Annotated in this window: 11 protein-coding genes; 9 read left to right on the top strand and 2 right to left on the bottom strand. The window is 69.8% G+C overall.

What is annotated here, in order from left to right:
* Positions 1-81 precede the first annotated feature (81 nt).
* The 4 genes from ACTWP9_RS06400 (at position 82) to serA (ending at position 5,497) form a co-directional block, all read left to right on the top strand.
* The gene (locus ACTWP9_RS06400; RefSeq protein ID WP_443244991.1) at positions 82-1,944 is read left to right on the top strand and encodes an acetolactate synthase large subunit; all 1,863 of its coding nucleotides are present in this window, start codon (positions 82-84) and stop codon (positions 1,942-1,944) included.
* A gap of 29 nt (positions 1,945-1,973) precedes the next feature.
* Positions 1,974-2,498 carry an acetolactate synthase small subunit gene (gene ilvN, locus ACTWP9_RS06395; protein WP_099884516.1) on the top strand — a complete coding sequence of 175 codons (525 nt, stop codon included), beginning with the start codon at positions 1,974-1,976 and terminating at the stop codon, positions 2,496-2,498.
* A gap of 197 nt (positions 2,499-2,695) precedes the next feature.
* Positions 2,696-3,694, top strand: a complete 999-nt coding sequence (gene ilvC / locus ACTWP9_RS06390; RefSeq protein ID WP_443244990.1) for a ketol-acid reductoisomerase — start codon at positions 2,696-2,698, stop codon at positions 3,692-3,694.
* A gap of 213 nt (positions 3,695-3,907) precedes the next feature.
* Positions 3,908-5,497: a phosphoglycerate dehydrogenase gene (gene serA / locus ACTWP9_RS06385; RefSeq protein WP_443244989.1), complete on the top strand. Its 1,590-nt coding sequence runs from the start codon at positions 3,908-3,910 to the stop codon at positions 5,495-5,497.
* Between the two features lie 57 nt (positions 5,498-5,554).
* On the opposite strand, the gene ACTWP9_RS06380 is transcribed toward serA, so the two are convergent.
* Positions 5,555-6,769, bottom strand: a complete 1,215-nt coding sequence (locus tag ACTWP9_RS06380) for a PucR family transcriptional regulator (RefSeq protein ID WP_443244988.1) — start codon at positions 6,767-6,769, stop codon at positions 5,555-5,557.
* Positions 6,770-7,001: 232 nt separating this feature from the next.
* Here ACTWP9_RS06380 and ACTWP9_RS06375 point away from each other — a divergent pair, with 232 nt between their 5' ends.
* The 3 genes from ACTWP9_RS06375 to ACTWP9_RS06365 all read left to right on the top strand — a co-directional run bounded on the left by ACTWP9_RS06375 (position 7,002) and on the right by ACTWP9_RS06365 (position 10,099).
* Positions 7,002-7,928, top strand: a complete 927-nt coding sequence (locus tag ACTWP9_RS06375; RefSeq protein WP_443244987.1) for a proline dehydrogenase family protein — start codon at positions 7,002-7,004, stop codon at positions 7,926-7,928.
* Positions 7,929-7,994: 66 nt separating this feature from the next.
* Positions 7,995-9,626 carry an L-glutamate gamma-semialdehyde dehydrogenase gene (gene pruA, locus ACTWP9_RS06370; protein WP_443244986.1) on the top strand — a complete coding sequence of 544 codons (1,632 nt, stop codon included), beginning with the start codon at positions 7,995-7,997 and terminating at the stop codon, positions 9,624-9,626.
* Between the two features lie 344 nt (positions 9,627-9,970).
* A complete protein-coding gene (locus ACTWP9_RS06365; protein ID WP_019355765.1) occupies positions 9,971-10,099 on the top strand; it encodes a hypothetical protein in 129 nt (42 codons plus the stop codon).
* A 17-nt stretch (positions 10,100-10,116) separates the two neighbouring features.
* Here the strand turns inward: ACTWP9_RS06365 and ACTWP9_RS06360 are convergent, their stop codons facing one another.
* Positions 10,117-11,760 (bottom strand): purple acid phosphatase family protein, encoded by a 1,644-nt coding sequence (locus ACTWP9_RS06360; protein ID WP_443244985.1) that lies wholly within the window; start codon positions 11,758-11,760, stop codon positions 10,117-10,119.
* Positions 11,761-11,889: 129 nt separating this feature from the next.
* Between ACTWP9_RS06360 and ACTWP9_RS06355 the strand changes: the two genes are divergently transcribed.
* Complete coding sequence (locus ACTWP9_RS06355; protein WP_443244984.1) at positions 11,890-12,957, top strand: 3-isopropylmalate dehydrogenase; 1,068 nt, start codon at positions 11,890-11,892, stop codon at positions 12,955-12,957.
* Positions 12,958-13,120: 163 nt separating this feature from the next.
* On the top strand, positions 13,121-14,227 hold the full coding sequence (locus ACTWP9_RS06350) for a branched-chain amino acid aminotransferase (RefSeq protein ID WP_443244983.1): 1,107 nt from the start codon (positions 13,121-13,123) through the stop codon (positions 14,225-14,227).
* The last annotated feature ends 93 nt before the right edge of the window (positions 14,228-14,320 follow it).

Here is a 14,320-nt window from a genome sequence, read left to right as displayed (position 1 = left end):
GTAGCCCGAAAAACCCGCCCAAAACGAGCGTCCATCCCCACCACGAGCGTCAACCCTCACTCTCCGAGAAGAGATAAGCCGATGACCGAACAGGCCACCGGGGCCCCGAAACCGCAGCCGCGGGCCCGCAACAGCGGACAGCCCAACTCCGTTCCGGCCCAGGCCGCCCTCCGCATCACGGGCGCCCAGTCCCTCATCCGTGCTCTCGAGGAAGTCGGCGCCGACACCGTATTCGGCATTCCCGGTGGCGCCATCCTGCCCGCCTACGACCCGATGATGGACTCCTCCCGGGTCAACCACGTCCTGGTCCGTCACGAGCAGGGCGCGGGGCACGCGGCCACCGGCTACGCGCAGGCCACCGGCAAGGTGGGGGTCTGCATGGCCACCTCGGGCCCCGGCGCCACCAATCTGGTCACCCCGCTCGCCGACGCTCACATGGACTCCGTGCCGCTGGTCGCCATCACCGGTCAGGTCGCCTCCGGCTCGATCGGCACGGACGCCTTCCAGGAGGCCGACATCTGCGGCATCTCGATGCCGGTCACCAAGCACAACTTCCTGGTCAGAGATCCCGACGAGATCCCCAGGACCATCGCCGAGGCGTTTCACATCGCCGCCACCGGGCGCCCGGGACCCGTGCTGGTCGACATCGCCAAGGACGCGCTCCAGGGGGAGACCACCTTCGAGTGGCCGTCCAGCACCGAGCTGCCCGGCTACCGTCCGGTGACCAAGCCGCACGGCAAGCAGATCCGTGAGGCTGCCAAGCTGCTCGCCGAGGCCCACCGCCCGGTGCTCTACGTCGGCGGCGGGGTTCTGAAGGCGGGCGCCACGGCCGAGCTGAAGGTGCTGGCCGAGCTGACCGGCGCCCCGGTGACCACCACCCTGATGGGCATCGGCGCCTTCCCCGACAGCCACCCGCAGCACCTGGGGATGCCCGGTATGCACGGCACCGTCGCCGCGGTCACCGCGCTGCAGAAGGCCGACCTGATCGTCGCCCTCGGCGCCCGCTTCGACGACCGCGTCACCGGCAAGCTCGACTCCTTCGCGCCGCACGCCAAGATCGTGCACGCTGACATCGACCCCGCGGAGATCGGCAAGAACCGCGCGGCCGACGTGCCGATCGTCGGCGACGCCCGCGAGGTGCTGGCCGACCTGGTCGTCGCCCTGCAGAGCGAGACGGCCGAGCACCCCGGCGAGCCGGGCGACCGCTACGCCGAGTGGTGGGCGATGCTGAACCGCTGGCGGGAGACCTATCCGCTCGGCTACGACCTGCCCGAGGACGGCTCGCTCGCCCCGCAGCAGGTCATCCAGCGCATCGGCGAGCTGGCCCCGGAGGGCACGATCTTCGCCGCCGGCGTCGGCCAGCACCAGATGTGGGCCGCGCACTACGTCACGTACGACCAGCCGGCCACCTGGCTCAACTCCGGCGGCCTGGGCACCATGGGCTACGCCGTCCCGGCCGCCCTCGGCGCCAAGGTCGGCATGCCCGACCGCGCGGTGTGGGCCATCGACGGTGACGGCTGCTTCCAGATGACCAACCAGGAGCTGGTCACCGCGGCCCTCAACGGCGCACCCATCAAGGTGGCCATCATCAACAACGGCGCGCTGGGCATGGTCCGCCAGTGGCAGACCCTCTTCTACAACCAGCGCTACTCCAACACCGTCCTGCACAACGGCGAGGAGGGCGAGCCGAACCGGGGCACCCGCGTCCCCGACTTCGTGAAGCTCGCCGAGGCCATGGGCTGTGTCGGCATCCGCTGCGAGGACCCGGCGCAGCTCGACGCGGTCATCGAGAAGGCCAACTCCATCAACGACCGGCCCGTCGTCGTCGACTTCATCGTCCACGAGGACGCCATGGTCTGGCCGATGGTGGCGGCAGGCACCTCCAACGACGAGGTCATGGCGGCCCGCGGCGTCCGCCCCGACTTCGGCGACAGCGACGACTGAGACGACTGCGCAGAACGGAAGACAGACAGATGTCCAAGCACACGCTCTCCGTGCTGGTGGAGAACACCCCCGGCATCCTGGCCAGGATCGCCTCGCTCTTCTCCCGTCGCGGCTTCAACATCGACTCGCTCGCCGTCGGCGTGACCGAGCATCCCGACATCTCGCGTATCACCATCGTGGTGAACGTCGAGGACCTGCCGCTGGAGCAGGTCACCAAGCAGCTCAACAAGCTGGTCAACGTCCTCAAGATCGTTGAGCTGGAGCCCTCCTCCGCGGTCCAGCGGGAACTCGTCCTCGTCAAGGTCCGCGCCGAGGGCGAGACCCGCTCCCAGATCGTGGAGATCGTCCAGCTCTTCCGTGCCAAGACGGTCGACGTCTCCCCGGAGGCCGTCACCATCGAGGCCACCGGCAGCGCCGACAAGCTGGAGGCGATGCTGAGGATGCTGGAGCCGTACGGCATCAAGGAACTGGTGCAGTCCGGCACCATCGCCATAGGGCGCGGCGCCCGCTCCATCACCGACCGGAGCCTGCGCGCGCTCGAGCGCTCCGCGTGAGGGCGAACGTACTGGTGGAGCTTTAGTACCTACCGCCGGACCCTCGCCGTCGTGGTTGCCCGCCGCGGCGGCGGAACAAGAGGCGGGGACTCCGTCCCCGCCACCCCTTCCCGCCGCGGCGGGGGGTGGAATCGGCACCCTCGTCCAGCCGCGTAGGTTGGGCGCACACCAAACCTGAGTACAAGGAGAAACACCCCGTGGCCGAGCTGTTCTACGACGACGACGCCGATCTGTCCATCATCCAGGGCCGCAAGGTTGCGGTTCTCGGATACGGCAGCCAGGGCCACGCCCACGCGCTGTCGCTGCGCGACTCGGGCGTCGACGTCCGGGTCGGCCTGCACGAGGGCTCGAAGTCCCGTGCCAAGGCCGAGGAGCAGGGCCTGCGCGTGACCACGCCCGCCGAGGCGGTCCAGGAAGCGGACGTGATCATGGTCCTGGTTCCGGACCCGCTCCAGGCCAAGGTCTACGAGGAGTCCATCGCCCCCCACCTCGAGGACGGCGACGCGCTCTTCTTCGGCCACGGCCTGAACATCCGCTACGAGTTCATCAAGCCCCCGGCCTCCGTCGACGTGTGCATGGTCGCCCCCAAGGGCCCGGGCCACCTGGTCCGCCGCCAGTACGAGGAGGGGCGCGGCGTGCCGTGCATCGCGGCCGTCGAGCAGGACGCCAGCGGCAACGCGTTCGCGCTGGCGCTGTCGTACGCCAAGGCCATCGGCGGCACCCGGGCCGGCGTCATCAAGACCACCTTCACCGAGGAGACCGAGACCGACCTGTTCGGTGAGCAGGCCGTGCTGTGCGGTGGTACGGCCGCGCTGGTCAAGGCGGGCTTCGACACTCTGGTCGAGGCCGGATACCAGCCGGAGATCGCCTACTTCGAGTGCCTCCACGAGCTCAAGCTGATCGTGGACCTCATGTACGAGGGTGGCCTGGAGAAGATGCGCTGGTCCGTCTCCGAGACCGCCGAGTGGGGCGACTACGTCTCGGGCCCGCGGGTGATCAACGAGCAGACGCGGGCCGAGATGAAGAAGATCCTCGGCGAGATCCAGGACGGCTCGTTCGCCAACAACTGGATGGCGGAGTACAACGCGGGCCTGCCCAAGTACAACGAGTACAAGAAGGCCGACGAGGACAGCCTGCTGGCCAACACGGGCAAGAAGCTGCGCGGTCTGATGAGCTGGGTCGACGAGGAGAAGTAGTCCCTCACCCCTGGTTGTGGGCAATCGTTCCGCCCGAGGCGCGGAACGATTGCCCACACCCTTGAGCTCCCGCCGATAGACTGCTGAGCCACAGGCTCACAGCGTCGTGCGTCTGCCCCCTCCCGCCCCTCCCCCCAGACTCCCTCCGGGAGGGATCCCGCCCCGCAGGGAACCCGCAGGGAAAACGCGCCGTCCCAAGAATTTGGAGACCACGTGAGCAAGCCCGTAGTACTCATCGCCGAAGAGCTGTCGCCCGCGACCGTCGATGCGCTGGGGCCGGATTTCGAGATCCGGCACTGTGACGGCGCCGACCGCGGCGAACTCCTCCCCGCTCTCGCCGATGTGGACGCCGTCCTCGTCCGTTCTGCCACCAAGATCGACGCCGAGGCCGTGGCCGCGGCGCACAAGCTCAAGGTGGTCGCCCGCGCCGGCGTCGGGCTCGACAACGTGGATGTGCCCGCCGCCACCAAGGCGGGCGTGATGGTGGTCAATGCGCCGACCTCCAACATCGTCACCGCCGCCGAGCTGGCCTGCGGGCTGCTCATCGCGACGGCCCGCAACATCCCGCAGGCCAACGCCGCGCTCAAGAACGGCGAATGGAAGCGCAGCAAGTACACCGGTGTCGAGCTGAGCGAGAAGACGCTCGGCGTCGTGGGCCTCGGCCGGATCGGGGTGCTGGTGGCCCAGCGTATGTCGGCGTTCGGGATGAAGGTCGTCGCCTACGACCCGTTCGTACAGCCCGCGCGGGCCGCGCAGATGGGCGTCAAGCTGCTCACGCTGGACGAGCTGCTGGAGGTCGCGGACTTCATCACCGTCCACCTGCCCAAGACCCCCGAGACGCTCGGTCTCATCGGCGACGAGGCGCTGCACAAGGTCAAGCCGAACGTGCGTCTCGTCAACGCTGCGCGCGGCGGCATTGTGGACGAGGAGGCGCTGGCGGCGGCGCTCAAGGAGGGCCGCGTCGCGGGCGCCGGTCTGGACGTGTACGCCTCCGAGCCGTGCACCGACTCCCCGCTCTTCGCCTTCGACCAGGTCGTGTGCACCCCGCACCTGGGCGCCTCCACAGGGGAGGCACAGGAGAAGGCGGGCATCGCGGTCGCCAGGTCGGTGCGGCTGGCGCTGGCGGGCGAGCTGGTGCCCGACGCGGTCAATGTGCAGGGCGGGGTCATCGCCGAGGACGTACGCCCGGCGCTGCCGCTCGCAGAGAAGCTGGGCCGGATCTTCACCGCGCTGGCCGGTGAGGTCGCCGTCCGGCTGGACGTCGAGGTGTACGGCGAGATCACCCAGCACGACGTCAAGGTGCTGGAACTCTCCGCGCTCAAGGGCGTGTTCGAGGACGTGGTGGACGAGACGGTCAGCTACGTCAACGCGCCGCTGTTCGCGCAGGAGCGCGGAGTCGAGGTGCGGCTGACCACCTCCAGCGAGTCCGCCGAGCACCGCAACGTGGTGACTGTGCGCGGCACCCTCGCCAACGGTGAGGAGGTCTCCGCTTCCGGCACGCTGTCCGGGCCCAAGCACCTCCAGAAGATCGTCGCCATCAACCAGCACGGGGTGGATCTCGCGGTCGCCGAGCACATGGCGTTCCTGCGCTACAGCGACCGGCCCGGCGTCGTCGGCACCGTCGGCCGCATCCTGGGCGAGGCGGGCATCAACATCGCCGGGATGCAGGTCTCCCGCGCCGAGGAGGGCGGCGAAGCGCTGGTCGCACTGACGGTGGACGACACGATCGGTGCCTCGGTCTTGACCGAGATCGCCGAGGAGATCGGCGCCACGCACGCCCGAGCGGTGAATCTCACGGAGTGATGCGGGCCGAACGCCGTAGCGGCCTCGGCCATTGATTCCTCCCCATGGGCCGGGGCCTCAGCGGAGGCGTCTGGTTTTCAACGCCATGTGCAACAACAGGCGGTCCTCCCCCTCGTCCAGGTCGAGTCCGGTGAGGCGTTCGACGCGGGAGAGGCGGTAGTAGAGGGTCTGGCGGTGGATGCCGAGGACGGCGGCCGCACGGCCTGCCTGGCCCGCGCGGTCGAGGAAGACCTCTGCTGTGCGGGCCAGTTCGCGATGGGCGGGGCGTAGCAACTCCCGTACGGCCGGGTCCGGCGCGGAGCCGGGGATGCGGGGGATGGCGGTGAGCAACCGGTAGGGACCGATGGTGTCCCACTCGGCGAGGGCGCTCGGCAGGGACTCGGCAGCCGCGGCCCGGGCAGCGGCGCGGGCCTCGCGCCAGGCGGCGGGCAGTTCCGCCAGGCCGGAGCGCGGGCTGCTCAGTCCCGCCGTGGGGCCCGCGGTTCCGGCGGCGGACTCCGCCGTCGCGGCCCGGCCGGGTGTGCGCAGCAGACGGTCGGCCGCCGTGCGGGCGGCGTCCACGCCGTGCGGCGTACGCAGCCGTACCAGCGCCGCCAGCGCTCCGTCCCGTACGCACTGCGCCACCAGCCGGGGGAGGGCGGCGGGGAGCGGGCCGCGTCCGGCGCCCGGCGCCTCCTCCTCCGGCCACGGCGCCACCGCCACCAGCACCAGCGGTCCGGACGCCGCCTCGCCCAGCGCCGCGCGCAATCCCGCGACCGCCTCGTCCCGTGCGTCCCCGCCGCGCTCGGCGAGGGCGGCGTGCAGCAGTTCCCCCGTCCGCTCCTCGGCGCGGGAATCCGCCGCCAGCTGCGCGCCGGTACGGTCGGCGACCGCCATCGCGGCGGCCAGCCGGGCATCGGTCAGCTCCAGCGTGCCGTCGTCCAGCAGCCAGATGTAGCCGTAGACCACTCCGCGGTCCCGCACCGGCAGACAGATCCTGCCGTGCACCACGCCGGCGGCCGGGTCGGGCGGGATGCGTACCGGGCCGCTCGCCCGCGTGATGCCGAAGCTCTCGAAGAAGGCCCGCACGTCGGGGGCGGAGCGGCGCTGGAGGATGGTGCGGGTACGTACCGAGTCCAGTGCAGGACCGGCGGCCTGCTCCGCGTCGTCGCCGTCGGCGCTGCCCTCGTGTGCGCCGAAGGCGATCAGCGAGAAGTCCCGGCCCTCCAGCGTGGCCGGGGTACCCAGCAGCTGGGAGACCTCGTCGATCAGCGCCTGGTAGTTCTCGCGCATGCCGTGGGCCTCCTGTGGTCCGTCTTCCGCTCCGACGCCGAGGGTCCTCGGGCGTCCGCCGACCCATTCTCGTACATCTCTCATACATCTGTCTGAGAGCCGGACCACGGATGCGTGACACCTGTCGATGGTCCGGCGTCGGCGGGATCCTTACGTTCTGAGTGGCTCCCGAGTTGCGCCTCACTGCGCTCTTCAGCGAGTCGCCCACAAGAACAATCCGTGGAGGTGCCCCGTGCTGGGACCCGTGCTCCTCGCCGCCGCGCGCAGCGACAGCATTCGCCGCCTCGTCTCGGCCGCTCCGGTGACCCGCCCTATGGTGGACCGGTTCGTGGCGGGCGAGCAGCTCGATCAGTGTCTGGCCTCCGTGACGACGCTCTCCGAGCGCGGAATGCAGGTCACCGTCGACCATCTCGGCGAGGACATCACCGACCGGTCGGAAGCCCTCCGCAACCGCGACGCCTACCTTGCGCTGGCCGCCGCGCTGGCCGGAGCCGGGCTCGCGAAGCACGCCGAGATGTCGGTCAAGCTCTCCGCCTTCGGGCAGGCGCTCCCCGGCGGGCACGACCTGGCGTACGAGAACGTGCTGCCGGTCGTCGAGGCCGCCACCGCCGCCGGTACGACGGTGACCCTCGACATGGAGGACCACACCACGGTCGACTCCACGCTCGCCATACTCGGGCAGCTGCGTGAGCGCTTCCCCGGCACCGGTGCCGTGCTCCAGTCGTACCTCTTCCGTACCGAGGAGGACTGTCACGCGCTGGCCGGCGAAGGCTCCCGGGTCCGGCTGGTCAAGGGCGCCTACAACGAGCCGCCCGAGGTCGCCCACCAGGACAAACGCGAGGTCGACCGGGCGTATGTGCGCTGCCTGAAAATTCTGATGGCCGGCAAGGGCTATCCGATGGTGGGCTCCCATGATCCCCGCATGGTGGCCATCGCCCAGAACCTGGCCGAGCGTTACGGTCGAAAGCGGGACGAGTACGAATTCCAGATGCTCTACGGCATCCGCGGAGCCGAGCAGGAGCGACTGGTCGCGCACGGTCACCGCATGCGGGTCTACGTTCCGTACGGCACCGACTGGTACGGCTACTTCATGCGACGCCTCGCGGAGCGCCCGGCGAACATGGCTTTCTTCTTGCGCTCACTCGTCACTCGTAGTTGAGCCCGTCACCCGTAGCTGAGACGCCGGCCCAGACAGACCGCCCGACCCACGACACAAGGAGCAACTGTGGACGCTGTGACCCAGGTCCCCGCGCCGTACAACGAGCCGGTGCACACCTACGCACCCGGCAGCGCCGAGCGTGCGCGACTGGAGGCCAAGCTCAAGGAGCTGGCCGACAACCCCCGTGAGCTGCCGATGACCATCAACGGCGTCAAGCGCATGGGCGGCGGCGAGCGCGTCGACGTCGTGCAGCCGCACAACCACCAGAAGGTCCTGGGCACCTACGCGAACGCCACCCGGCAGGACGCGCAGGACGCCATCGACGCGGCGCTCGCCGCGGCCCCGGCCTGGCGTGCGCTCTCCTTCGACGACCGCGCCGCGATCATTCTCAAGGCCGCCGAGCTGCTGTCCGGCCCCTGGCGGGAGACGATTGCCGCCTCCACCATGCTCGGCCAGTCCAAGACGGCCCAGCAGGCCGAGATCGACGCGCCCTGCGAGCTGATCGACTTCTGGCGCTTCAACGTGCACTTCGCCCGTGAGCTGATGACCGAGCAGCCGCTGATCCAGCCGAACGGGGTCTGGAACCGCATGGACCACCGCCCGCTGGAGGGCTTCGTCTACGCGATCACGCCGTTCAACTTCACCGCCATCGCCGGCAACCTGCCCACAGCGCCGGCCCTGATGGGCAATGTGGTCGTCTGGAAGCCGTCTCCCACCCAGACGCACTCCGCCGTGCTGCTCATGGAGCTGCTGGAGGAGGCCGGGCTGCCCAAGGGCGTGATCAACCTGGTGACCGGTGACGGCAAGGAGGTCTCCGAGGTCGCCATTCCGCACCCGGACCTGGCCGGCATCCACTTCACCGGCTCGACCGCCACCTTCCAGCACCTGTGGAAGAGCGTCGGCGAGAACATCTCCACCTACAAGTCCTACCCGCGCATCGTCGGTGAGACCGGCGGCAAGGACTTCATCGTCGCCCACTCCACGGCGGACCAGGCCGTGCTCAAGACCGCCATCACCCGCGGCGCCTTCGAGTACCAGGGCCAGAAGTGCTCGGCCGCCTCCCGCGCCTACCTGCCCCGCTCCATCTGGGAGGGCGGCTTCAAGGAGGCGCTGGCCACCGATGTCCAAGGGCTGGCCATGGGCGATGTCACCGATCTGTCCAACTTCATCGGCGCCGTGATCGACGACCGTGCCTTCGCCAAGAACAAGGCCGCCATCGACCGCGCCAAGGCCGACCCGTCCTGCGAGATCCTGGTGGGCGGTACGTACGACGACAGCGTCGGCTACTTCGTCTCGCCGACCGTCATCGTCTGCTCCGACCCGGAGAACGAGGTCTTCAAGACCGAGTACTTCGGCCCGATCATCGCGGTCCACGTCTACGAGGACGAGAACTGGGACGCGATGCTGGAGCAGATGGAGTCGGCCTCGGCGTATGCGCTGACCGGCGCCGTCCTCGCCAAGGACCGTGCGGTGCTGGCCTCGGCCTCGGAGAAGCTGCGGTTCGCCGCCGGCAACTTCTACCTGAACGACCGGCCCACCGGTTCGATCGTCGGCCAGCAGCCGTTCGGCGGCGCGCGGGCCTCGGGCACCAACGACAAGGCCGGCTCGAAGTTCAACCTGATCCGCTGGTCCTCGCCGCGTGCGATCAAGGAGACCCAGGTCGCGCCGACCGACTACAGGTACCCGCACATGGGCTGATCTCCCCGTGGTCCCTGTGCGATGAGGGCCCGGCCCCCTTCTCCGCCCCCCGTGCGGAGGGGGCCGGGCCCGTCCTTGTGTACGGCTCCGATGTGGGTCTCGTCTCAGATAGTAGGAAGCCCAACTATTTGGCGAGACATCACGGCCGTCGGCTTCTATCTTTGTAGGAAGCCGATCGTCTCGCTCGACCGAGCGTTTCGTGGATGCGACGCCCGTGCGTCTGAGGCAGGTGATCCCTGCCGCACCGGTTGTCCCCGCGCCGTTGGCTGTCCGGCAGCTTCCTCCTCTCTTCTTGCGTCTCGCGTCCGTTGCGCCCTGCGCCGTGCAGAAGGAGTTGTATTCCTATGGCCACGCCCACAGCCACCCATGTCCCCGCCTCTCGCGTCCGCCGCTCCCGCGCTGCGGCCCGCCTCCGTGAGGAGGACCGCCGCAAGGCGGCCGAAGCCCTGCAGCGCGCCTTCGACCGCCGCTGACCGCTGAGGCCCCGCCCTCAGCGGCGGGGCTGCACCACGAAGTGGTCGATACGGTGGCCGGACCGGGCCAGAGCTGTCACCGAGAGCGAGGGCCGGTGCCCGGACCGGGACTCCACCGCCAGGAACGAGAAGCCCGTGTAGCGGATCCGGGACCAGTCCACCCGGCTCCGCTCCGAGGTCCGGTCCTTGGTCCAGCGAACGCCGGGCACGCTGTCCCTCTCGTCGATGTGCCCCGCATAGCTGTCCGGCGCCGAGAAGTCGTACAGCTCCCTCCCGCCGCCCCCGGCGGTGACGTACACCGTGCCGTCCCGTTCGGGATCGGTCGCGTCCCCCACCCGCACCGCCCGCGTGGGCGAACCGCCCCGCACCGGGTCCGTGCGCTCGTACACATGGTTGTGCCCGTTGATCACGAGATCGACGTGATGCTGCTCGAACAGCGCCACCCACTCGTCCCGTACCCCGCCGTCCGAGCCGTGCGTGGCGGTCGAGTACGCGCAGTGATGGAAGAAGACGACGACGAAGTCGATGCTCCGTGCGGCGCGCATCCGCTTCAACGTCCGCTCCAGCCATCGCGTCTGCGCCCCGTCGGTGTAGCCGCGGTTGGCCGGGATCTCGTAGGAGACGTCGTTGGCGTCGAGGGCGATCACCCCGACGTTCCCGTACTCGAAGGCGTAGACGCCGGGTGCTTTGCCCGGGTCCGGGCCGTTGTCGGGGAGTGACCAGCGGGCGGCCTGGCCGCCGTAGCCGTCGGGGGAGTACCAGGCTTCCATGTCGTGGTTGCCGGTGGTCACCATCCACGGCACACGGGAGGCGACCGGCTCGGTCTGGGCGAGGAACTGGTCCCATACGCGGGCGTCGTAGGTGTCGGACTTCTTGCCGTGCCCGGTGTCGTCGGCGTAGCAGATGTCGCCCGCATGCAGATGGAAGGCCGGGTTCTGGCCGAGCAGCAACTGGTCGTTGGCGAGTGCGTCCGGGCCGACGCCCTGGTCGCCGAAGGCGGTGAAGACGAACGGCTGCCCGCCGCCGGCGGGCGCGGTGGTGAACGACCCTACGGAGCCCAGGCGTTCGGCCGAGGTCGGGTCGAAGCCGTCATGGCCGACGCCGTAGTAGTACGTCGTACCGGGCCGCAGCCCGTCCAGACCGACGTGCAGATAGAGCTGCTCGACGGCTGGCAGCCGGCGGCCGAGCGACGGGGTGTGCAGCGGGCGGACCTCCGCGGCCAGCTTCCGGTCGAGCTCCCACGGTTTGAGCCCGATCCGCAGATACGGGTGCCGGACGGCGAACGGGACCTGCCAGGAGACCCGCATCTGGGTCTTCGGATCAGCGCCGAAGGCCAGATGGCGGCCGAACGGGGCGACGAGCTTGCCGTCCACCGCGGCGCGGGACAGCGCCGGTGTGGGGCCGGCGCCACCGTCGGCGCTGCCCGGGCCCTGGTCGAGCGCGGCGTCCGAGCCGACGACCAGCCCCGCAGCACCGGCTGCGCCCGCCGCCATCAGCCCGCCGCCGCGCAGTACGCCACGCCGGGTGGGGCCGCCGGTCCGGGCGGCCGTGCCGGCTCTGCGGGTCAGCTTTTCGCGCAGATAGGCGTGTTGCTCGGCCATGCTCATACGCGCGGCGAGCCGGGCGGGGATCCCGAGGTCGGGCAGATCGTTCGCGGCCATGGACACCAAGGTCTCAACGGGCGCCAACTGGCGGAAGACACCGGCGGATACACGCCGTGAACGGCATGCGTCGTCCGTCATACGGACAGCTTTATGTCACAGCCTGGGACGGGGCGTAGTGTCTGCCGTATGTCTTCAGGAACGGCATCCAGCACGGATCGCACCATCGACCTGGCAGTGATTCCCGGTGACGGAATCGGCCCGGAGGTCGTCGCCCAGGGCCTCAAGGTCCTCACCGCAGTCCTTCCGCAGGACGTCAAGCTGGAGACGCACGAGTACGATCTCGGCGCCAAACGCTGGCACGCCACGGGCGAGACGCTCAACGACGACGAGCTGGAGCGGCTCAAGGCGCACGACGCAATTCTGCTCGGTGCCATCGGCGACCCGGGCGTCCCGTCCGGAGTGCTGGAGCGCGGCCTGCTGCTGAAGCTCCGCTTCGCCTTCGACCACTTCGTCAATCTGCGCCCCTCCACGCTCTTCCCGAACGTCGAGTCGCCGCTGGCGGGCCGCCCGGAGATCGACTTCGTCGTCGTCCGCGAGGGCACCGAGGGGCCGTACGTCGGCAACGGCGGCACCATCCGCAAGGGCACCCCGCAGGAAGTCGCCAACGAGGTGAGCGTCAACACCGCGTTCGGTGTGGAGCGGGTCGTACGCGACGCGTACGCGCGGGCGCAGGCGCGGCCGCGCAAGAAGCTGACGCTGGTGCACAAGAACAATGTGCTGGTGCACGCGGGACACCTGTGGAAGGACACCTTCGACCGGGTCGGGCGCGAGTACCCCGAGGTGACCACCGACTATCTGCACGTGGACGCGGCCACCATCTTCCTGGTGTCCGACCCCGCGCGGTTCGACGTGATCGTCACCGACAACCTCTTCGGCGACATCATCACCGACCTGGCCGCCGCGGTCAGCGGCGGGATCGGGCTCGCCGCCTCCGGGAACATCAACCCCACGCGGGAGTTCCCGTCGATGTTCGAGCCCGTGCACGGCTCGGCGCCCGACATCGCGGGCACCGGCAAGGCCGACCCGACGGCCACCGTGCTGTCCGTCGCCCTGCTGCTGCGGCACCTCGGCTACGAGGCAGAGGCCGCCCGCATCGACGAGGCCGTCACCACGGATCTCGCCGAGCGGGGCGCCGGATCGGTGCGGAGCACCGACGAGATCGGCGACGCCCTGGCGAGCCGCGTAGCCGGCTGAGCCCTTCTCGCCGCGCCTTCGTTACTCGCTGCGCACACCCCTTCTCGCTGCAATGGCGGGAAGGGGTGCTCACACCCGCGTCCGGAGACGGTTGACCTGCGCGCGATAATCGGGGGGTGCCGCCCTGAGCGTGGTGGCCCCGAAAGAGCTAAGGACCGCGGACATGACGACGCCCCGTATCGCATTCGACCTGAAGCCCGCCGCTCAACCCCTCGGTGCCGCCGAGCGCGAAGCGGTACTGGCGGATCCCGGTTTTGGGCGGTACTTCACCGATCACATGGTCACCATCCAGTGGACCGAGGGCCGCGGCTGGCACGACGCGCAGCTGCAGCCGTATGCACCGCTCCAGCTGGACCCGGCGAACATGACGCTGCACTACGCGCAGTCGATCTTCGAGGGGCTGAAGGCGTACCGGCAGCCCGACGGCTCGGTGAAGGTCTTCCGGCCCGACGCCAACGCCCGCCGCTTCCAGCGCAGCGCCCAGCGGCTGGCGATGCCCCAGCTGCCGGTGGAGACGTTCATCGAGGCGTGCGACCTGCTGGTCACACAGGACAAGGCGTGGGTGCCCAGCGAGGGCGAGGCGTCGCTGTACGTGCGGCCGTTCATGTTCGCCACCGAGGTGGGGCTGGGGGTCCGGCCGGCGAACCAGTACACGTTCATGGTGATCGCGTCCCCGGCGGCCTCGTACTTCCCCGGCGGCGTCAAGCCGGTCTCGGTGTGGCTGTCCGAGGAGTATGTGCGCGCGGCCCCGGGCGGGACCGGTGAGGCCAAGTGCGCGGGGAACTACGCCGCCTCGCTCGTCGCCCAGGCCCAGGCCGCCGAGCAGGGCTGTGACCAGGTCGTCTGGCTGGACGCCGTGGAGCGCCGCTACATCGAGGAGATGGGCGGCATGAACCTCTACTTCGTCCACGGCACCGGCGCCGACGCGCGGATCGTCACCCCGGAGCTGACCGGCACGCTGCTGCCGGGTATCACCCGTGAATCGCTGCTGCGGATAGCCGCCGACATGGGGTACGAGACGGGCGAGACGCGGATCACCACCGACGAGTGGCGGGCCGGCAATGCCGACGGTTCGATCAGCGAGGTCTTCGCCTGCGGGACGGCCGCCGTGATCACGCCGGTCGGCGAGGTGAAGTCGGCGCGCGGTGAGTGGAGGGTCGGCGACGGCGGCGCGGGGGAGATCACCATGAAGCTCCGGGAGGCGCTGCTGGCGATCCAGACCGGCCAGGCGGAGGACAAGCACGGCTGGATGCACACGCTCGGCTCCTGAGCGGGTACGCCCTCACGGACATCGTGGGGCGTATCACGGTAAGACCGGAACCGAATCGACGTACATGTACCTGACATGTAGCGGTCGGGCTTC

It is taken from the genome of Streptomyces sp. 3N207, assembly GCF_052246355.1.
Lineage (GTDB): Bacteria > Actinomycetota > Actinomycetes > Streptomycetales > Streptomycetaceae > Streptomyces.
The sequence above is the reverse complement of the archived record's forward strand: the minus strand, read 5'-3'. Positions and strand labels throughout refer to the sequence as shown.